We start from the raw sequence: 19,552 nt of genomic DNA on the forward strand, positions 1-19,552 counted from the left end.
AAGCGACCACACTTATTCCCGTCAAAGGTAGTGCGATCACTTGCCATGTACAATCAAATATTTCTACCTCATGGTACAGCAACTAACAAGAGAGATTATTTTGTCCCACCTCGGCTCTGAAGATCGCTTCCCAGTAGATTTTGATCTAGGTTTTCCATGGCTGGGTTTTTCGAGAAAGGACGTTGCAAAACGATCCATTGAAAACGCTGGATTCAAAGAAGGGATTGACTTCCAGGTTTTCCGCAATGATGCGGAAAACTCCAAGGGAGGTCGTCCAAGCGAAAAGATATTTCTGACTGTTGATTGTTTTAAGCAGTGGGCAATGATGGCTCCCACTCAGAAAGGTAAAGAAGTGCGCCTGTGGTACATTCGCATCGAAGAGGAACTGGATCGACTTAAAGGGAAGGTTATACCTTTTTCTCCCAGTCAACAGGCTCCTTCATCAGAACAGCCATTACTGCAACCAACGGTGGCAGAGATTGCAGAGCTAGCACGTGTTATCTACGGTGACCTTTTGGATCCTCATCTTGTGTCTGGTTTTATCGCTAACCAGGTGGCTATCGAATATCCTCACCTGGAAAGGCACTGTGAAGCAGCCAAGAAAAACCTAATCCTTCCCATTGAGAGCGAGTTGATGACGGTTACCGAGTTGGCTCAATTGTACAAAGAGGTTACTGGAAAGGAGTTATCCGAAAAGGGGACTGAATCCGGGGATGCCAGGAAGTTTAACACCCTGCTGACCGACAGAGGTTATCAGACGAAAGTCAAAAGTAAAAAATCCTCCAGTTATCGCCCAACAGAGAAAGGAAAACCGTTTGCTAAATTTGTCCTTCAGGAGGCTAGAGGTAGCAGTAAGACTGTGCAGCAGCTTAGATGGCGTAGATCACTAATTGAGGACTTAGCGGCTCACGACGAAAAGGAAGTGGTTAAAGCAGAGCTTGTTGATGTAAACAATGTAGAAGACAGCAAGGTAAATGATATCGATGGTAATATAATTCACCTTAGCTAACCCCTAGAAGTCTTTGTGGGTAGCGGTTTCAAGGGTCATATCGAGTTTGTTAGTTGGTGCAAATTTTAAGGCGCAGAACCCGATTTTACGCCCGTCACTTTTTTGTCAAAATTCCTCTCAATATCTTACTGGATAAGCGGTTTACGCTCGACACTTTTCGTTAGAATCGAAATTAACCGCTGAATACTGGCAAGGTTTTTCTGTCATCTTTTTAGAACGACAAAAACAACAAAAAGTATTTATCTTCAACGACGATAAATTAGCTATAATTCAAATAAGCGATCGCAGTAAACCTGGAAAATTTGACTGCGATCACTGAGTAAACATTATTCGCTTAATTTAATCATGACACAATATTTTTCCGATGAAATAGCTGAACGTTCGTCTATACAATTAACTGAAGAGAAAAAGGCAGATGTCTTCTTGATACCCTCGACAAAGGAAATAATACTAAGTCAGACTAATACAGCAGAATGTATCAATAAGCCCAATCGCTCGATTATCGAATTTTCGCAAGGAAAGTCGCTAGAAGCAATAGCTTATAAGCGGTTTGGATTATCGAAAAAACAAAAAGTAAAAGGCAGTAACAAACCAATTGATGTCATATTACCGCAGCAGTCGTTTCTATATTGGAATTACTGGAACAGAAACGGTCTAAAGGATGCTATCAAGATAGTTATAGCCTGCGGTATTGACTCAATTGTCAGTCGTTCTTACCAAGCTTTTGGGATTGACTTGAGTCTGGAGAAGCGAGAAAGCTTAATCCAGATTAACGCCAAGCTATTAGAGCATTCTCAGCGCCTTGAAGCCGAAAATACGGACTTAAGAAATAACGATGCATGTTGGGCGCACCTCAACAAAGAGCTTAAAAGTCAGTTAAAAGACCTTTCCTATGGTCTGGCTGAACCGGACCATCTACAGGCAGAAAATGCTCGCCTGCTGCGAATACTGCGACAACATGGAATCGATCCATATTCCCCGCAGAATTACATTTAGTGCGGCTCGTTCTAATCCATCTACTGCACCCCCCGGCAACCGCTGGGGTTTTCCATTAGTACAGCGATCGCCTCAATCATGGAAAATAGTGGGCAGCTTTTTCAGTTTGTCAGTTCAAACGCTCAAATAACCATCAAACGTATACTAGGCAAGGATTTTCGGTTCGCCCAAAACTCGGCAAAATTGGATGAGCAAGAAGTTGAAAACAAGACTGAGAGAGGGCTTCACAACTCGGCTAGGTGCCCACAAAAATGACTTCCAAAGGTTTGGCTTACCCAAGACGGGCGAAAACAAAGTGGTGACCAAAAAAAAACATACCCAAGGCACTGAAAGACAAGCTGGGCAATAATTTCAAGGTAACCCCACACAAACCCCTTGGCAATGGCTGGGGGATTTTCTTTTGCGGATTTCTAGCATCGATGCAAATCTGAAAAACCGCGTAGCGTCGGCCCTGCTGAATCGCCAGAAAATCAGAAAGATATTGCACAACCAAAGGGTATGTCTAGTGTACGTACCCTTTGGCTTCCCCTGGTTCCATCAACAAGCTATTTCGGTTATCGATATTAAAACCACTTTTTGTTATTTTTTGTACGACCAAAAAGTTAACCGAAATAGAACGGGGCAAACGACGCAAATAGCCCCAAGCAATTCTCTTCCAGAACCCGGTTTTTATTGTGTGGACGTGCGTGGACGTGTTGGTATTTGTGCGTGGACGTGTGCTCTTAGATAAGTGTGGACGTGTTAGGATTTATGTAAATAAAAGTTATTTTGTGCGTGGACGCCAACGTGGACGTAATTGTGGACGGACGACTGAAAGGTATATGCAGTATGTGATTGCTCTATTTTGTCCATGCTCTATTACGTCCACGTTTTTCAATAATATATATAGGTAATGAAAAACGTGGACGTAATTGTGGACGTGGACGTGGTTAGAAGTTACCGCAAGAAGAGTGGAGCCTTTAATGGGTGACTAACTATGCGTAAAAGGTGTTTGACTTTGTTGTAAGGCGACCCTCTGATAAGGTTTCAGCTCCGGACGCGATTAGGTTGCGTGGACATGTTTATTCTTGTGTGCCAGCCGGAATTTCGGGTGAGCAAAAAAAAACGGATTGTACTGTTAGCTGGAGAAAAGTCTTCAGTCAAGGGCAAGCCTGTGAGCTGCTCAAAAATGGGATTAGACGCCTCTCTTTTTTCTTTCAGGATGTCTGGAACCTATTGAAAGGGTTTGACGACTCTGTGGACAATTTTTGTGCTATCTGGGAGAACCGAAACAGAATTTGATGGTCATAGCGTACGCTCAAAAAATGGAAAACCATTATCTTGTACTGCCCTGCTCCCATTTGTGATTCATTCCTGGCATAGGCTTCAGGCTTTTTCTTGGCCTATTATGCCCCCCGTTCCCGGATTTGTCCTAGTTCCAATCAAAGGTCAATTTTACTTATCGGCATTAGAATCACTTTTTGTTATCTTTTTGCGCAACCCAAAAACAACAATTCAGGTTTCTCTGCAAACGAAGGAAAACCTAAAAGGGTCAGAAGGGATGAATCTGGGTAAAGAAAAAACCTTACCTGCCTACTAGTAGGGGTATGCAGTTCTGTGTACCGACTCACCTCCAACGATCGGGCAATCGACCAATTGGTCGATTGCCCTAGTACCAATGTCAGACGGTAGTCCAAGCGGACGACCTACCCACCTCCAACACAAGGACAACTAAGTTCCAACTAATATTAAGTACCTGCATTTTTTTGTTATTTTCTGATAATTTAGGAAAAGATAACAAAAAGTCTTCTAAGTTCCTGTAATCGGACTTAGCAGTATTTCATTTTTCCCTCTAATTCCCTTTAAAATTAACTTTCTATTACTTTTGATTTTGTTGGCAAAAATAACGGGAAGTTAAAGACTGACTGTGATGAGAAGTAGTTCCGCTGTCGGAATCCTGTCAACAGAACAGGGTTGAGTCCTGGAATTAGAATTGGGTCGTGTGTCGGTGACATGCCCAAGTACATGAAGTTGACAGATCTGTTTACACACCTGATGCAAAAAAAAGATCTGATGACTGAGCTTAGAGGGGATAATAAATTAGGGATTACCTTTCCCAAATCATAACAGGACTTATACAAGCACATTATTAGCAATAATGAAGCTAAAACAGATACTTAATCAAATCAAAATAAAAATACCCCGTCCACGAAAAACATCATACCTAGATATCAATAAAATAGCTATTAAACTTTATAAAAACCGTCAAATAACAGGTGTAAAAGGAACTAATCTAGAAGATAGATATCAAGCAGAAAAAATTGCCAACAGTCCCTTAAAGTTAGTATTATTTAAATGTAATCAACCACTTATAAAAATAGAAAAAAAGTTTTTAGAACCAGTTTTAGACTACCTCAACAGATTGGCATTAATAGAAATATTAGGACTAGTCGGTAATTTATCTATTCTTCTAGGCTTGATCATCTTTATCGCTGGGGAAAAAGATCGGCGAAATAGTGAAATTTATCAAGCATGGCAGGTGATTACAGCTGCACATGGCCAAAAAGGCAGTGGTGGTAGAAAAGAAGCTCTAGAGTTTTTAAACTCAAAGCCTAGGCGTACTCCTTGGTTTTGGTTAACCTGGGAGGAACAAAGTTTGAGTGGTTTGGAAGCACCAAAAGCTTACTTGATAGGAATTCAACTTGCTAATGCCGATTTAGGGGGCGCTAATTTACATAATGCTAAGTTAGTCGATGCTAATTTACAGAAGACTAAGTTATTCTATGCTAATTTACAAGAGGCTGATTTAGGAAGAGCTAATTTACAAGAGGCTAAATTATTCCAGGCTAATTTACAAGAGGCTAATCTATTCCTTGCTAATTTACAAGAAGCTGATGTAAGTGAAGCTAATTTACAAAAGGCTAATCTATTCCAGGCTAATTTACATAAGGCTCATTTAGAAAGAGCTAATTTACAGGGGGCTAATTTGTTGGAAGCTAATTTACAGAAAGCTAATTTATGGGAAGCTAATTTACAGAAAGCTAATTTAGTCGAGGCTAAGTTACAAAAAGCTAATTTGTTGGAAGCTAATTTACAGAAAGCTGATTTAAGGGGAGCTAATTTACAGAAAGCTAATTTATGGAAAGCTGATTTACAGAAAGCTAATCTATTCCAGGCTAATTTAAAAAATGCAATGTATACAGATGAAAGCACATTGAAAGCTACTTGCCAAAAACTTTATCTAAGATATCCTTGTCCCACCATATTTTCTGAAAATTTTAATCCTAAAACCGCCGAAATGAAACTAATAAAAGAACCTAAAGATATACCCAAAGATATACCCTAGTACAAGTTTAAAACAAAAACAATAGAACAAGTTACAGTTAACACCCAATAGGTCAATAGCTACCACTAACCCCACAACTATCCTAACGACTGGGTTGCCAATACCTCTCAAACCAGTTTTAATCCCCAAAACGGGAGTTATTGGGACTTCCCGTAATATTATTGCGCACTAGTTTTGACTCTGGTGGGAAGTAGTTCTATTAGTGGAAATGCCAGCAAGCGGACTTAACGGAGTTAGCTTTGATAAGTTAAATTAGCAAGGTTAGTAAGGTTAACAGCCGTGACGGAAAAGATAATGGTGGGGACAAGAATCCCGGTACAATGGCAGGAGAAAATTAAGTAGCTATCTTTGAGTACTGAGAAGAAAGAATCAGAATTACTCAGGGAGGCGATCACGCAGTATTTAGATGAGCATGACCCTAACTCGGTGAGGGGTACTTTGGATGAGTATGAGGTGAGGTTGAGGAAGCTTGAGGAGAAGTTGTCGGGGTTAAGTAAGGTGTTTGGGTAGTTTCAGTTTGCCCACCAAAATGTATGTCTTATTTTAGGAGGTTGGAGTGAAAATAAGGTTTTTGGGCTTTATACTGCTGTTCTTAACAGTATTGACCTCTTCGTGCGCAGCGCCGTACAAGGGGGAAATAAACAAAATCATAGAAGTCTTAGACAAGGCAATTGGCACGCTAGACAGAGCATCGTCTGATTGGCAGAAAGTTTTGGAGGAAACGCGAGACGAAATAATCAGTGAGACTCAGTCAACGATTAAAAACGAAATAAACGGAATAATACAAGAGGGAATTGCTAGTGCAGGAGCCGAATTTCGCTGCAACTTTGACTTTGCTAGAGTCAGGGCGCGTTATGAGTTAATCGACTTGAGAAACAGTCTAGCAAGTCAGGTAGGGATACAGCTCATTCCCAGCTCTCGCGAGCCCGAATTATGCCAAGTCAATCCCAGTTCAATCAATTTGTCTTTACCTCCTCAAAGGCGATCCGAACTAAAAATTGCTGGATATGACTTCGATCAAGGGGGACTACAGCTAGTATTAAGGAGCGGTAGCCAAGAAGAAGATGTCAGTGCATATTTAGCAAAACCAACTCATTATCTGCTTACTGTTAATCTGGGCAGCAATGGAATCGGACAAAAAATATCGCCTGTTAGTGACAAACTAATTTTAAGGGCAGACGGCAAAGAAATATCTAGTATCAATATTATTCAGCCAACAAAGCAGCCTCCAAAACCAGATAACAGTGCGTTCATTACCGACCTGTATGTTTCGAGCGAGAGATCATCAGGGAATCGCTGCCCTTCCGGCATGACCTGGATTTCTCAGGACTTAAACCAGGGCTCAGGGGGGAACTACATTTACTTGTGTTACGACCGTGGTGGAACCACTCCAATCACGGACTTGAGGGTGACCAGTAGCGGTTCAGCTGGTAACATTTGTGGTTCCGGTTGGAAGTGGATTAACAAAGACTTAAACAAGGGTGCTAAGGGGGACTATATCTATTTTTGCTACCGGACGGATGGAAACAGCCCCATCAAAGAGATAAAGTTTACTAGTAGATCTTCGGCTGGCAATGTTTGTGGTTCCGGCTGGGAGTGGATTAACAAAGACCTAAACAAGGGTGCTGGGGGAAAATATATATACACTTGCTATCAGAAGTAGGGATCACCTTAGCAAACTACCTATTCCTCTGCCTCTACTCCCAAGGCGACCCACTCCCACCCTTATGCACTCCCAAATCTTGGGAACACAAAAGGTAAGCTTGCCACCCGGACTATCCCGGTACTAGAAGATCTGCGGAAACACTAAGTGATGTTACTTCCTTTAATGGGCGTTATTGGTATTTCCTTTTTACCTAAAATTCCCCCTAAAATTCATTTTTTTTATTATCTTTGATTTTGTTGACAAAAATAACAGGAAGTTAAAGACTGACTGTAGCGGGAAGTAGTTCCGCTGTCGGGATTCTGTCAACGAAATAGAGTCGAGTCCTGGAACTATAACTGGGGAATGTGTCGGTGATATACCCAAGTCCATTTAGTCAACAAGTCTACTTATAAGTAGGTGGGCATAAATAAACGTTAAAATTCAAAATACTAAAATGAAGCTGAAAGCCTTTATTAAAGGGGTTTTCAGGACTTTAAATCTCAATCGCTATTTTACGGATAATTAAGCCCGCCTACTTACATCTGATTTTTTTTTACATAGGGGCAAAGAAAAGCCTGATGACTGGACTTAGAGGGGTAATAAATTAGGGGGATTACCTATCCCGAGTAGCCTTACGCGGGCGATCAGGTGTGAAGTCACCGCTTATACAAGGGTCATAACCAGGCTAGAAATTTTGTTAGCAATGTCCAAGACAGTGGGTAGTGTTTCCGCTATATTTTTGGCTGCCTGTTTGAGTCCTTCTCCAACTATCTTTATCATCGTTGGGTTAGGCTGATCTTCAGAGGCTTTACTAACTAAATCATTCGCAAGGCTGGCAACTGCATCAGCCTCACTGGCTTTTTGAGAAGGAGCCTGTTGTAGCTCTAGGTCTAACCTCTGGAGCAGTTCTTGAAGCTTTTCCTTGGTTGATGGTGTAATGTTTGGCGATTGTCCAATTATTTGAGAGGCGTTTGTCAATTTAGACTTAACGTTAACATTTGCTCCTCGGAAATCCCCTGACATATCAATAGAGTCGCCACCGACAACTTGGTGCTCTATATTTCCCACCGAAACGTTTGAAGAGCCTGTAAATGAAACGTTTTGCGAGTTATCTGTACCAGCCATAAAAGTTACCTCAAAAAATGTTTAAAGCGGACTATTTTTTAATTCCTATCTTGTCCTTATTGACCCTTGAAAGAATTAGAAATGTTGCCAAGGTTTAGCCCAGAAGAGTTGTTGATATTTACGTTTTGAGAGTGGTTATTATTAATGTTGTTAAAAATAATTTGCGCTAGTTCCTCTGTAAGGATCCCATTTGCTTTTAAAATGAGTCGCGTTTCGTCCATAAGAACATAGTAAGAACTTTCATAGAACGTGATTAAATCTATTCGGTCAAAAGAGTTATTCATGTATTCTAGTCTCGTACTAATATATGAAGTAATACTAAACTCATTTGCCAGCCAAGGTACTAACCAGAACCATATAGACACTGGACTAAAAAAGACAAATGCAAGGACATCAAACCAATTGTGCGTTCCGCGTACATATGTAAAGTAGTGAGCCACAATTGATTTGCCAGCAACGGCATAATGAACAAAGTGAGACAATTGGCTTCCCCTCACTGTTCTAAATAATATCTTCAAGAAATTCTTTCTGTCAGATCTTAATTCCCTGTCATAAGCAAGCACTAGGTTCACGGTAGATTGGCTTAATTTCTGATGTGTCTTGTCAGCGATTTCTTTGTTCATCTTGATTACAAAGTTCTGGGTGTCCTCCTCTGACCAATTATTATCAATGGGTATGGAAAATTTCGTTTCGTTGATTTTGTGTCCATACCTATAAAACAAGCTATTGCCTCTAAAATTGTCGCTTCCTTTTTTTTCTATCAATATGTCAATGATGTACGCTAAGTAGGACAGAAAAAATAGGAGCAATAGTGCTGTTAGGAGCAATAGTGCTGTTAGGAGCAAAAATGTTGAATCCATTAATAAAACTTTATTTTTTTTTAAAAATGATTCCTATTGAGAGGGGTTTGCCTTAACATCGGCTCAGTTTTTCAATCCACCTATGTCTACAGTGACAAGTGCCTGAGATCAGGAAATTAAATAAATAGTCTTTGAAACCCCCAGCAATATTACTTTTCACAGAGTAATTTTAAGGTCAAATTATGGTTAAACATAGAGGATTAATTCTTCGTTTTTTGGCTTGTATAAGATTTGGAACTTTCTGCTAAATCCGTCCTGACCAGACAGCGCGAAGCTGTATTAAATACTGGGTGCTTGGTTGAGTTTTGAGAGTGCTTCATGCCCACTATACGCAGAAAAGCACTAATTAAAGCAGTCAAAACTTATCTTTTCTCAGAGCAAATATGGTGTATCTGTGGGGTTCTTGTTAACAGACCAACAGTTAGATATTTTGTGTCTAAAAATAATACAGATAAATAAGAAAAATGGATTTAAGACCTAAGCTGTTACTTACTCTTCTCCAATCAGCCTTTTTTTTCTTGTTACTTACTCTTATCGGAGTAGGTTTTTTTTTGTTTTATTCCTTTTTTTTTGCAGAGAATAGTCCTTTTAATGGTTCGTCCTCTTCCAAATCTCAGTCCCCTCCTTTGCCAACAAATAGGGTGCAAGGAGCTAGGGATTCTCTGGAATCAGAGAACATTAATAATGGTTCTGGGCGGAGTGAGAGCCGTAGCACAGTTGCACTGAACCCTAGCAGTAATTCTGGAGCAAGCGACGGCTCTCAGGGTGATTCTGAACCGGACAACGAATTTGACGAATTCACGTTTCCATTTGGTGGTGAGACTGATGGTAGTCCTGAAGCAAGCGATGAATCTCAAGGCAGTTCTGGATTCACTGTCAGTTCAAGCTTTGGCGAAGATCCACAACTGGCAGTTGCTAAACCGAGCTCATCACAGGCTGTCAGGGATTACTACTCAATGCTCAACAGCCGGGAGTACAGCAAAACTTGGGGGCTTCTGTCTCCTGGGTTCAAAAGGAAACACTCTAAAAACAGCTTTTATGAATACAAGATTTGGTGGAATAAAGTAGACCGGATTGTCATAGGTCAGATGAAACAGGTAAGCCAGGGGGAAAACCAGGCTGTTGTAGAAATTAGCTTAACCTACCACCTAAAAGACGGAATAAGCGAAGACCGCAACCTATTTTCCCTCGTGTTTAACGAAGGTACTAATAGCTGGATCATAGATGACGAACTAAGCGGTAGTTCTGCACCAAATTATAGGTCTCAGGGCGAAGCAAATGCGACTATTATAACCACAGATCCCACAGAGCCACTTAAAAACATTCGCTCTAGCCGCAACACAGATGTTGACAACATTGTGGGAACGATCCGTATAGGAAGTAGGGTAAAGGTTTTAGAGGAAGGGCGAGATCGGACAAATTACCGGTGGTACAAAATCTATGACCCGTCCTCTGGAACTCGGGGATGGATAGCAGGACAGTTTGTTGAGCGAGATTAATTTTGACAACAGCTTCAACTAGGAATTTTTTACACATGAAAAAACCTTTACTTCGTTTACGGAAACGGCTCGCATTTTGGTTTTTAAGCTCTTTAGTAGCTTCGCTAATTGTGCTGCCAGGGTGCTTTAAAAGCGCAGGAAAGCCTCCCGAATTTTCCACAAAATCTACCCAACAAAAACAAGAAATTTCAGTTGACCGTTCTCCTTCAAACACTGAAGAAAGCCTAGGATCTGTCTCCCAGAAAGCAGTTGTTAGTCCTGGGGAAGAGCCAGCCTCCGTTCCGGCACTGCACTCTCAGAAACAGCTTAGTTTTGAAGGGGAGCTAGCTTTAACTCCAACAGCGCCTTCTCAGAAGCCGCTTAATTCTGAACAAGAGCTAACCTCAGTTCCGGCATTGCCCCCCCAGAAACAGCTTAGTTTTGAACAAAAGCTACCTCCGCTCCCAGCAGCGCCTCCTCAGGGGCAGCCTAACCCTGGGGGAGTGTATGGGCAACCGCCCGAGCTTTTGCACACACCACCGCAAGTAGAAACCCATTTAGGGCACTTTCCCTATGCAGAAAACCAGCGACAAAACTTAGTCAAGGTCGCCGATTTTTATGGGCGGGAAGAGTTTTTAGACCGGACGGCAGCAAATGCTTTTTTCCAAATGCAGGCAGATGCAAAAGCTAGTGGGGTAGACTTGACAATCATTTCTGGGTTTCGCTCTGTTCCACAGCAAGAGCGACTGTTCTCAAGGCAGATTAGTAAGCGCGGGAGTAGGGAAGCTGCTGCCCGGTTGAGTGCGCCCCCAGGTCACAGCGAACACCATACGGGCTATGCTGTTGACATAGGAGAGGGGGAAGACATTGACACCTTTTTAAAGCCGGAGTTTGAGAGCACTAAAGCTTACCGTTGGCTAGCCGAAAACGCTTACAGGTATGGGTTTGAGTTATCCTTTCCCCAAGGCAATTCTCAAGGGGTTAGTTATGAACCCTGGCATTGGAGGTATGTAGGTTCACCGGAAGCTACTGCTGTCTTTTCCCCAGCAAGACTGACCTACTGACGGCTAATAATCTTCACCTCCAAACTCCCCACACCATACTGTTCCCTTAGGGCTGCGATCGCAGACAAGCCTACTATCCCAGGGATATTGATGTTTCCCACCGCTGCATTGATCGTATTCGCCCACAAAGCGAAGATGTGGAACAGAGGATCCGTTAACACTAACCACATTCCAGAACCCCTGCAATACTTTAGTAGCGCAAGCTTTAGCAGAACTTAAAACCTGACCTTGTGGGGTCTTGATAAAAACTGATAACTCTGACTAAGAATCAGACTGGTGCTTGACTAACATATTAATGTCCTATGACTTGTGGGACTCAGTAAGCCCATTTCACCCCATCAGCGATGCCCTAATCCAACCCTATTCCGGGCATTCTTCTCGACAGTCATTGGAAGTGTCTTCAAGACTGAGTATAGGGTTCGCTCAAGGGTCTTTATGATCAAGTGATGGTGAAGTGCCTTGTTGGGGGATTATCGGTACTTCAGTACCAGAATCCGGCCAACCTTCATGCTTGAAAGGAGTACGACTCGGTTTGCGTACAGAATCAGTAACCCAGATGCATCAAGGGCTAAAAACGGTACGACATTATCTATTGCCAGCTGGCCGCCATTTTCACCAGTGGGGAGTTTGGGGGAAAGCTTCGACTTTTAATTCTTGATGTACAAGGGTTTGGCGGTGGGGAGCCTAGAAAAAGACAGCACCACTACCCCCAATGAGGCCAATTCCCTACTCCCTACTCCCTACTCCCTACTCCCACCGTATGGATCTAAAATGTTCAGTGGACATCCGGTGAACATTTACTGAACATCCAGCAGATGGCTATGAATCAAGAAATAGACAAGTTTCCCCTCAAAGATTTGCAAAGCCGATATGACATAGGTCGCACCGCCCTTTATGAGCGACTTAAGCATATAAATATTAAGGCAAACAAAGAGGGGAGAAGCTCTTTCGTATCCGGGGAACAACTTGAAGAATTAGATCGCTTGCACAACCATCTAGAAGGGGGTGGAACGTTTGAGGACTTTGAATCATTATCAACCACCGGAAACAGTCAGGGAGCTATCTCCCTAAACAGTTCACCGAACAGTTCACTGAACGTTCACCGGACGAATTTTTGGGAGGCAGAACGGGAAGCATTGGAGGTGTTGATTGATGCCATTGCTTCCGGTATTGAAAGGGCTAATATCAACAGAATGCAGCCCTTAAGTCCCATAGAATACATGCACCAGTTGAAGATTGCTGCCCAAGAACAGTGGTTATTAACCACATCGGAGGTCAGAGAATTGATAAAAGTAAAACCTCACACCAGGAAGGGTGAGGATACTTATAGGAGGGGCTCCTGGTTGTTTGTTAAATCGGGGAAGATTGGGAGGGAAACTGCTTGGCGTGTCGAACAGGAACAGGGAACAGGGGACAATAGCTGATAGCTTACCCCTAAGCTTCTGCCCATCCTTCAATCGCAGCCATCAAAATGTTAACTAATGGATGGTCTATGGCTTCCAATGCTTCCACTCCTCCTGATTTCAGGGTATTGATTACCTTAGCAGTTTCCTTGTTTCCATAAGTATTTTCCAGCTGCTTTAGAAGTTGCTGGATTTCTGCTACTGCTTCGGCCAAATTTTGTTTTTGCACTGATGAGTATTGGACGTTTGCTTCACCAGTATTGATGTCACCCCCAAAGGAAACCTGACCGCCTTGAACATTAACAACTGTTGGAGATTCCATTGTATGAGATTCTAATAGTTCTGACTTGATGTTCCATTCGATAGGTTTGCTAGCTACCAGTTTTACAATTTCACACATATTCGCATTGTGCTCACGATAGATTTCTATCTGCTCGTCTTTTGCTTTCAGTTGGCTTTGATATTTTTTTTCACATGCCTTCAAAGCTACTGTATACTTCTGCTCTAGAGAGTACTTAATTTTTATTTTTTCAGCTTCATATAAAGTATTAACTTGGTCGATACTATTACGGAGAATGAGGTCAACACTACTGATAGCTTTATGAAAGAGCTTGGTAAACTCCCCTGAAGTAAAGTTACCATTACTGGGGCAACGTTCTTGTTTTCTCGCCTTAAGGAAAATATAGTCACAAACTATATCGTTTAGCGTTGTAGCACCGTTACAATTCCAATCTTCTAAACAAGCCCCAGTTAGCTTTGTCCCAGTAAAATTAGTAGCCAGTGCTTGAGTTCTACTCAAGTCAGCGTTACTGAGATTAGCATGACTGAGGTCAGCATTTATTAAGTTAGCTTCAACTAAAATTGCATGACTAAGGTCTGCTTCCCTTAAGTCAGCACCCTTAAGGCTGGTATCGCTAAAATCAACTCCCTTGAGATTAGTACCTCTAAGATCTACTCCATTAAGATCTACTCTGAAGTAAGGTTGGCTTTCTCGCCAACGGTTCCAGTCAGGTACTCCCTGCTTAATTAGGGCAGTATATTTACGATCTGCATGTTCAGGAACTTCAGCTTCTTCTACTACTTCTCGCCAAGACACACCAACGGCTTTACAGATGCCTTTAAAGGTGTCTTGCAGAATAGCTGTTCTCCCCCAAAACCGCTTTAAGGTTGCTTTTGTAGTAAGCGCCTCTTTTGCCCAAATTTCGCTTGACTTTGACCAGCCCTTTTTTCTTCTAGCTTGGTTGACTAACTTTAAACCTGTTGAAGATGCTCTCAAAGTATCTGCCATTTGCTACTTGTTTTTTACATAATTGTTAAATTAAAAGGCGTTGCTGAATCTTCGAATGAAGGCGGGATCATCTGGTTTTATTAAAGCACCCTACCCTAAAGTCCCCAAAAAATGGGGATTTTGAGAGTTTTGTCACCCCCAAAATGAGCACAATCATACTCAAAATCAGCAACACCAAAAATCTATGACAGCCAGGGGACTAGAGCGAATTTCTCTAATACTCCCTGCCGTCTTATTTATATGTCCTTACGGCAGACTAGCTGCCAAGAGGACTGCTTTAGTAGACACTACTCTGAAGAATACTGGTTAATAATTAGTCGGAAGGGATTAGTAGATCAACTACTTCTGATGGCAGACTCGTTGGCTTCTCTGAGCCTAGCTCAGCTATTACCTTGACAGAAAGTCCACCACCCGCTTCCGGAGGGGTAGTTGGTCGTTTTTCGGAGCCTAATTCGACTTCTACCTTTAAGTTGAGGGAGCTAATGATAATTAGGGTGGCGGTCATAACCATCACCCATCGATCTTTTGATCCATTCATATTTTAGAAGTTCCTTGTACTAACGTTTACAACTGGATGGTTGCCAGACCCTCTAGTTAGTCACTATCTTAGCTGCTTTTAGCTATAAAGAACGAAATTTGAAGCGCGACAATATAAGAATGAGCCAACCTCTCAGCGAAACGAAGCGAAACAAGAGGTCAGCGCAGATGTTCAATGTTAATTTCTAAAACAAGCCAGAATTATCCTTAATTCCTTACCTTTAGAGGGGTCTGGCATTCCGCTCCGGTTGGGAACTTCCAAAAAGTTTTGGATTATTCTGGCTTGTTCTCTTTCATTATCGCACAAGTGAATTGCACTTTTGACGCACCTTTGTCTCATTAATAGTGAACCATTAGCATTTTGGTTCACCACTTTGGTTCACCACTTCGGTTCACCACTTTGGTTCACCATTTTGGTTCACCACTTTGGTTCACCACTTCGGTTCACCACTTCGGTTCACCACTTTGGTTCACCACTTTGGTTCACCACTTTGGTTCACCATTTTGGTTCACCACTTTGGTTCACCACTTCGGTTCACCACTTCGGTTCACCACTTTGGTTCACCACTTTGGTTCACCACTTTGGTTCACCACTTTGGTTCACCTTGGTGACCTGACAACCTTAGTCAATCAACCCGACAACCAAAAATGCATGGAACAATCCATGTCTACGTTACAAGCTCTGTTCTATGTTAAGTTTCGTACAGATGTCCTGGGATAGGTTGTTGTAGCTGAAACCGACTTCTACCGTTGCGATACTCTAAAGGAACTGCTAGAAGCGATTGGCCATAGGCCACGCTACGCGATCACACCCACATTGTATTGACTCGGGTACACCCAAGCTGTTCAATGGTACGAAATGGGTGTATTGAGGCGTGGGGTATGAAAATCGACCGCCATGGCCAGGCAAAGATATTAACAGCAGAGGAAATCCAGCTCCTGTTTAACGAAGGGGCAACCCTTAACCCGCCACGAGACCGGGCGCTGTTTGCCGTGATGCTGTACACTGCCTGTCGGGTCAATGAAGCGGTGACATTAAGAATAAGAGATGTTTATGATCGCAAAGGTTTCGTGCGTCCCGTTGTCCTATTCAGGAAAGGGAACACCAAAGGCAAGCTTGCCACCCGAACCATCCCGGTACTAGAAGATCTGCGGAAACACTTAACGGACTACCACCCTCCAAAATGGGGAAACTATCTATTCCCCGGAAGGCATGGGAAAGGGCACATCACCTCAGATGCCGCCAGCTGGATCCTTCGGGAGGCTTGCAAGCGTGTGGATATAGAAGGGGTCAGTACTCATAGTTTCCGCAGGACAGCACTCACCCAGTTAAGTAACGCAGGAATCCCCCTGCGGGTAATCCAGGAAATATCCGGGCATCGGACATTGGATGAGTTGTACAAGTACTTGGAGGTGCGACCCGAGCAAGTAAGGGGGGCTATCAGTGCCTTGTCAATGCTTAGTCCGGTTGAATCCGCCGAGCCGACTGAACCTGTGCCGGATTACACCGTTAAACCGACATTGCCCGATGTAACTAATACTTCTGAACCATAAGCGACTCGAAAGTCCAGATGGCGTAAGCCTCCATCGGTAAATGTGTTTCCCCTGGGGCTACTCGATTCGGTAGTCTGTGAAGACTAGATTATTGCTTTCCGGAAGGCAATAAAGCAATTTATAGTGAATTACCTGAGCCTATAAGCCAGAGCTGAAAAGTGTTTTAAGTGACAACTATCTTTCCCTAATCATCAACGTTTTCCGGAAAGTGTATTGTTGATATGTCCTATGAATTTCGGCAATATTAGAAAGCGATCGCGACAAAATCGGAATAAAATGTACCCCCTTTTAAAGCCTTACCAGCCTGGGTTTCAGCCATTTTCTTGTTGCAGAACGTATCCCCTTTGTAGTCCGCCATTGGCCTGGAGTTTGGCTATTTTCTTGACAGCTTTTGTCCCCACCCTTTAATTAAAGGGGCGTAACTGGGGATTTTGGCTGCGTCTTTTTGTTATCTTTGCAGGAGGTTTCGATAAAAGGGGACAAAAAAGAACAGTGTGGATTCTCCCCGTAAGTCAACTTAATACCGAGGGTAGGTGATAAACTTTTATCACCCAAGCTGACTTGGTCTTTGTCTTCCACAGTAGGACTCATTAGAAGATGCGTCGAGAACCACGCAAGGTCAATGAAAAACAGTCTTCATATTCACAAAAACATTTTTACTCATTTTGGAGCAAAAATCAAAGTCATTGTCAAGCACCCTAATACGAGGGTCAATTTATAATCGTGTAAGCCTTGCTGGGTATGCGATTAACTCCTAATACTAAGCAAAAAATAAAAACCTTCAATTAATGTTATAAGAAGTAACATACTCTACCTATTGGTTCGGATGCTCCATTTCGGAGTCGTGAGAAACTCTCCAGCAAAGGTTTTCAGGCTTTTGTTGGAGAGTTTTTCGGACCCGTTCCCGCGAGGATTTCGTATTTGTCGCGATCGCTTTTTGTCCCAATTTACCGCAACTAACCGCAGTTATCAGGGAGCTGGCTGAAGTTTTGATAGGGATTTTGAACACAAGGGGTCGATTAGTTGCGGTTAGTTACTTCTTGCTCAAAAATGGACAACAAAAAGACACAGTGGACAATTCCGACTGTGTCTTTTTGTTGCTTTATCGGGCGTTAAAGACCGGATTAAACGCCTCGGAAAGTGTAATCAAAATTGTTCCAGTAATCCCAAAAGGCACCCCATCCGTCTTCCGGAGGGAATTCTTCCTCATCTTCAGGAAAAATGGAAAATAGCAAGTCATTGCTGTTCGTTTCTTCTGCCCATTTAATTAAACATTCACGAGTCAATCTTACAAGAATCCTTTGCTTCCCCTGCTTTGTCAAGTAGTCCTGTCCCTCAGTAAACTCAAGTGAATACAAACCCTTGAGAGCCTTGCCTTCACTTTTATAACCCAAGGCGAGGTAAGCGTCTTCTAGGAGGATAGGGAAAGGGGTATTGGCATTCAGGTATTGAAGAGTAACTCGTTTGATTGCCTTGTCAATCTTTACCTGCCTCCGTTCAAACTTCCGCTGTAATCGCCTTTGTTCCTTGTCGGCTTTCCGTTTTTTCTTCCTTTTAACCATAAAAATAAAAAAAAACCGCTACCTCTCTAGGGTAACGGTCTCTATACTTAAGTAAAGTGCAAGATACCAAAATTATACTTTTAGCTTTTTCACTTTAATTATTCAAGCTGCTGTTCAATATATTGAATATTTTTCAACAACCTCTCATTGCTTCCTCCCCTAGTCGAAAAGTTGTGCCCAATATATGTTAAAACACTATGAGGAGAATTTTGTACTATTTGAAAAAGAGCCTTTGCTTCTTTTTCGGAACTAAACCCTTCATCACTCGCATTGTTGAGCCAGCTTTTAGCTTTCTCCTTGTCGCCCAATACAGCATAGCACTTCCCCAACAACAGAGCGGTAGTAGGTTCCATCGTTTCCCTGTAATTGATATCTAACAATGCTATCGCTCTTCGGTAGTCACAGATAAGGGGATTTGGCTTATCTATCAATCTAACAGCAACATCGTGCCAAGTCTCCCCATCTTCCAGGCAATACTCAGTAGTGGTGTCGATTTTTAAGGGAGCAAAATTGTGATGGTCAGAAATGAATCTTTCAGTGATTTTGGCAGTCTTAGTTGTCTTCATAAAACAAGAAATCAAGGTTTATTTTAACTAACAGTCCAGCTACTTCGTCCCTAGAGAATCTTTGATGATTGCAGCGGCTGTAAGGTACTTGGTGGGTTTGGTAGCTGCACTCCTGATCCTCTGGCACTTTAATGCCTGGACAAGCTCTTTTGTTTTCAAGGAAAATAGATTGGCAGTTGTCTGTAACCCACTGTTTGATGTACTTTCGAGAGATTCCAGTTAGTTTCCACAAAACGGAAAGGTTAATGGCTAAAGTCCTTTTTGGGTTGTAAGAAATGTTTTCGTTATACTTTCTGATCGAATCAAAAGCTCTTTTGAGTTTTTCGCTTCTAGCCTCTGCCCCCCGGTAATCAAATAGATCAGAGTTAGACCACTTGGTCAAGTCAAATTCATGCCGCATCGACTCCCTCCTGTAAATCGAAATCAACAATCATGCTGCGAATATCCCAAAGGTCACCGGCATACTTTCGGAAGTACTCCAGGGATTCATTTGAACAAAGCCAGAACAGTAGGGTCGTGCCACGGGAAACAATTGCCTCACGAGAAAGGTTCAGCTGCCTTAATTCGGACACTATCGTTTCATGCGAGAGGGTCTCCAACCCCACCACCGCTACATGGTCGCAGGGACCGAAACGTTGACGCAACCACCGGGTAAGTCCGACTTGCCCTTGGTCGAAAAAGAACGATTCAGAAGCTTTCAGCCCACTCTCCACCTTCCGAAAGATGGGACTACGGTGCGTTACATCTGATGCGATCGCGAAAACTATGGAAGATTGCCCTTCTCCCATCTCAAACGTCTGGAACATTTCGGACACCTGCTGGTCTTCTTTTTCTTCCAGTGGTGCAGCGTACTTAGCCGGAAAGTACTCCACCCCTCCATGTTCTGTGAGATACCGGCACTGAAATAGTACCCTCCGGCCATCCTCGCTAATGGAGTATTGTGGACAAGCCTTGAGGTCTGTTACGGTCGATGCCCGGTATTATCCGGGGCACCTCCGCTCCAGAACCGTGCATGAAGTCGGGTAAGGTTTGTAGATTACTCTACTCCCCTCCCCTAAGAACCGGACTTGACAGTTACCCATCATCCGGCTCAAGCCTTACTTCAAGCCTTCTGCTTGGTTTTCTTTTTGCCATGAAGAA

Annotated in this window: 21 protein-coding genes; 12 read left to right on the forward strand and 9 right to left on the reverse strand. The window is 42.7% G+C overall.

The genetic code is table 11. The features are described from left to right. Positions 1-70 precede the first annotated feature (70 nt). The 5 genes from F6K49_RS18110 (at position 71) to F6K49_RS18130 (ending at position 6,993) form a co-directional block, all read left to right on the forward strand. On the forward strand, positions 71-1,009 hold the full coding sequence (locus tag F6K49_RS18110) for an antA/AntB antirepressor family protein (RefSeq protein WP_293098778.1): 939 nt from the start codon (positions 71-73) through the stop codon (positions 1,007-1,009). Positions 1,010-1,354: 345 nt separating this feature from the next. Continuing rightward, on the forward strand, positions 1,355-2,005 hold the full coding sequence (locus tag F6K49_RS18115; RefSeq protein ID WP_293098781.1) for a hypothetical protein: 651 nt from the start codon (positions 1,355-1,357) through the stop codon (positions 2,003-2,005). A 1,249-nt stretch (positions 2,006-3,254) separates the two neighbouring features. Continuing rightward, a complete protein-coding gene (locus tag F6K49_RS18120; protein WP_293098784.1) occupies positions 3,255-3,584 on the forward strand; it encodes a hypothetical protein in 330 nt (109 codons plus the stop codon). Positions 3,585-4,142: 558 nt separating this feature from the next. Next, positions 4,143-5,330 (forward strand): pentapeptide repeat-containing protein, encoded by a 1,188-nt coding sequence (locus tag F6K49_RS18125; RefSeq protein WP_293098787.1) that lies wholly within the window; start codon positions 4,143-4,145, stop codon positions 5,328-5,330. A 601-nt stretch (positions 5,331-5,931) separates the two neighbouring features. Beyond that, on the forward strand, positions 5,932-6,993 hold the full coding sequence (locus F6K49_RS18130) for a hypothetical protein (protein WP_158517211.1): 1,062 nt from the start codon (positions 5,932-5,934) through the stop codon (positions 6,991-6,993). 645 nt (positions 6,994-7,638) lie between these two features. Here F6K49_RS18130 and F6K49_RS18135 read toward each other — a convergent pair. Continuing rightward, the gene (locus F6K49_RS18135; RefSeq protein ID WP_293098792.1) at positions 7,639-8,100 is read right to left on the reverse strand and encodes a hypothetical protein; all 462 of its coding nucleotides are present in this window, start codon (positions 8,098-8,100) and stop codon (positions 7,639-7,641) included. Positions 8,101-8,156: 56 nt separating this feature from the next. Further along, on the reverse strand, positions 8,157-8,723 hold the full coding sequence (locus tag F6K49_RS18140) for a hypothetical protein (RefSeq protein ID WP_293098795.1): 567 nt from the start codon (positions 8,721-8,723) through the stop codon (positions 8,157-8,159). Positions 8,724-9,586: 863 nt separating this feature from the next. Here F6K49_RS18140 and F6K49_RS18145 point away from each other — a divergent pair. Both F6K49_RS18145 and F6K49_RS18150 read left to right on the forward strand, forming a co-directional pair. After that, positions 9,587-10,459 carry an SH3 domain-containing protein gene (locus F6K49_RS18145; protein WP_293098798.1) on the forward strand — a complete coding sequence of 291 codons (873 nt, stop codon included), beginning with the start codon at positions 9,587-9,589 and terminating at the stop codon, positions 10,457-10,459. A gap of 110 nt (positions 10,460-10,569) precedes the next feature. After that, positions 10,570-11,502, forward strand: a complete 933-nt coding sequence (locus F6K49_RS18150; protein WP_293098801.1) for a M15 family metallopeptidase — start codon at positions 10,570-10,572, stop codon at positions 11,500-11,502. Here the strand turns inward: F6K49_RS18150 and F6K49_RS18155 are convergent. After that, positions 11,496-11,672 (reverse strand): hypothetical protein, encoded by a 177-nt coding sequence (locus F6K49_RS18155; protein ID WP_293098804.1) that lies wholly within the window; start codon positions 11,670-11,672, stop codon positions 11,496-11,498. The genes F6K49_RS18150 and F6K49_RS18155 overlap by 7 nt on opposite strands. Positions 11,673-12,177: 505 nt before the next feature. Here F6K49_RS18155 and F6K49_RS18160 point away from each other — a divergent pair. Both F6K49_RS18160 and F6K49_RS18165 read left to right on the forward strand, forming a co-directional pair. Further along, a complete protein-coding gene (locus tag F6K49_RS18160) occupies positions 12,178-12,306 on the forward strand; it encodes a hypothetical protein (protein WP_293098807.1) in 129 nt (42 codons plus the stop codon). 17 nt (positions 12,307-12,323) lie between these two features. Next, on the forward strand, positions 12,324-12,926 hold the full coding sequence (locus F6K49_RS18165) for a hypothetical protein (protein ID WP_293098811.1): 603 nt from the start codon (positions 12,324-12,326) through the stop codon (positions 12,924-12,926). 10 nt (positions 12,927-12,936) lie between these two features. On the opposite strand, the gene F6K49_RS18170 is transcribed toward F6K49_RS18165, so the two are convergent. Continuing rightward, on the reverse strand, positions 12,937-14,193 hold the full coding sequence (locus tag F6K49_RS18170) for a pentapeptide repeat-containing protein (RefSeq protein ID WP_293098814.1): 1,257 nt from the start codon (positions 14,191-14,193) through the stop codon (positions 12,937-12,939). Between the two features lie 184 nt (positions 14,194-14,377). On the opposite strand from F6K49_RS18170, the gene F6K49_RS18175 reads away from it, so the two are divergent. Continuing rightward, positions 14,378-14,503, forward strand: a complete 126-nt coding sequence (locus F6K49_RS18175) for a hypothetical protein (protein ID WP_293098817.1) — start codon at positions 14,378-14,380, stop codon at positions 14,501-14,503. A 3-nt stretch (positions 14,504-14,506) separates the two neighbouring features. Here F6K49_RS18175 and F6K49_RS18180 read toward each other — a convergent pair whose 3' ends face one another. Further along, positions 14,507-14,731: a hypothetical protein gene (locus F6K49_RS18180; RefSeq protein WP_293098820.1), complete on the reverse strand. Its 225-nt coding sequence runs from the start codon at positions 14,729-14,731 to the stop codon at positions 14,507-14,509. 399 nt (positions 14,732-15,130) lie between these two features. Here F6K49_RS18180 and F6K49_RS18185 point away from each other — a divergent pair, with 399 nt between their 5' ends. Both F6K49_RS18185 and F6K49_RS18190 read left to right on the forward strand, forming a co-directional pair. Continuing rightward, positions 15,131-15,451, forward strand: coding sequence for a hypothetical protein (locus tag F6K49_RS18185; RefSeq protein WP_293098823.1), 321 nt, complete (start codon positions 15,131-15,133; stop codon positions 15,449-15,451). 161 nt (positions 15,452-15,612) lie between these two features. Further along, entirely contained in the window at positions 15,613-16,284 is a 672-nt protein-coding gene (locus F6K49_RS18190; RefSeq protein WP_293098826.1) for a site-specific integrase, read from the forward strand. A gap of 1,124 nt (positions 16,285-17,408) precedes the next feature. On the opposite strand, the gene F6K49_RS18195 is transcribed toward F6K49_RS18190, so the two are convergent. The 4 genes from F6K49_RS18195 to F6K49_RS18210 all read right to left on the reverse strand — a co-directional run bounded on the left by F6K49_RS18195 (position 17,409) and on the right by F6K49_RS18210 (position 19,284). Beyond that, positions 17,409-17,846: a hypothetical protein gene (locus tag F6K49_RS18195; RefSeq protein WP_293071286.1), complete on the reverse strand. Its 438-nt coding sequence runs from the start codon at positions 17,844-17,846 to the stop codon at positions 17,409-17,411. A 98-nt stretch (positions 17,847-17,944) separates the two neighbouring features. Then, positions 17,945-18,412 (reverse strand): hypothetical protein, encoded by a 468-nt coding sequence (locus F6K49_RS18200; RefSeq protein WP_293098830.1) that lies wholly within the window; start codon positions 18,410-18,412, stop codon positions 17,945-17,947. Then, on the reverse strand, positions 18,399-18,812 hold the full coding sequence (locus F6K49_RS18205; protein WP_293098833.1) for a hypothetical protein: 414 nt from the start codon (positions 18,810-18,812) through the stop codon (positions 18,399-18,401). Before F6K49_RS18205 ends, F6K49_RS18200 begins: the two co-directional genes overlap by 14 nt. Then, the gene (locus F6K49_RS18210; protein WP_293098836.1) at positions 18,802-19,284 is read right to left on the reverse strand and encodes a hypothetical protein; all 483 of its coding nucleotides are present in this window, start codon (positions 19,282-19,284) and stop codon (positions 18,802-18,804) included. Before F6K49_RS18210 ends, F6K49_RS18205 begins: the two co-directional genes overlap by 11 nt. Positions 19,285-19,552: the final 268 nt, after the last annotated feature.

Source organism: Moorena sp. SIO3I6, assembly GCF_010672095.1.

Coding starts and splice junctions, on each gene's coding strand:
- F6K49_RS18110 (WP_293098778.1), top strand. CDS start 71: ATGGTACAGCAACTAACAAGAGAGATTATTTTGTCCCACCTCGGCTCT.
- F6K49_RS18115 (WP_293098781.1), top strand. CDS start 1,355: ATGACACAATATTTTTCCGATGAAATAGCTGAACGTTCGTCTATACAA.
- F6K49_RS18125 (WP_293098787.1), top strand. CDS start 4,143: ATGAAGCTAAAACAGATACTTAATCAAATCAAAATAAAAATACCCCGT.
- F6K49_RS18135 (WP_293098792.1), bottom strand. CDS start 8,100: ATGGCTGGTACAGATAACTCGCAAAACGTTTCATTTACAGGCTCTTCA.
- F6K49_RS18140 (WP_293098795.1), bottom strand. CDS start 8,723: ATGAACAAAGAAATCGCTGACAAGACACATCAGAAATTAAGCCAATCT.
- F6K49_RS18155 (WP_293098804.1), bottom strand. CDS start 11,672: ATGTGGTTAGTGTTAACGGATCCTCTGTTCCACATCTTCGCTTTGTGG.
- F6K49_RS18165 (WP_293098811.1), top strand. CDS start 12,324: ATGAATCAAGAAATAGACAAGTTTCCCCTCAAAGATTTGCAAAGCCGA.
- F6K49_RS18170 (WP_293098814.1), bottom strand. CDS start 14,193: ATGGCAGATACTTTGAGAGCATCTTCAACAGGTTTAAAGTTAGTCAAC.
- F6K49_RS18175 (WP_293098817.1), top strand. CDS start 14,378: ATGACAGCCAGGGGACTAGAGCGAATTTCTCTAATACTCCCTGCCGTC.
- F6K49_RS18180 (WP_293098820.1), bottom strand. CDS start 14,731: ATGAATGGATCAAAAGATCGATGGGTGATGGTTATGACCGCCACCCTA.
- F6K49_RS18190 (WP_293098826.1), top strand. CDS start 15,613: ATGAAAATCGACCGCCATGGCCAGGCAAAGATATTAACAGCAGAGGAA.
- F6K49_RS18195 (WP_293071286.1), bottom strand. CDS start 17,846: ATGGTTAAAAGGAAGAAAAAACGGAAAGCCGACAAGGAACAAAGGCGA.
- F6K49_RS18200 (WP_293098830.1), bottom strand. CDS start 18,412: ATGAAGACAACTAAGACTGCCAAAATCACTGAAAGATTCATTTCTGAC.
- F6K49_RS18205 (WP_293098833.1), bottom strand. CDS start 18,812: ATGCGGCATGAATTTGACTTGACCAAGTGGTCTAACTCTGATCTATTT.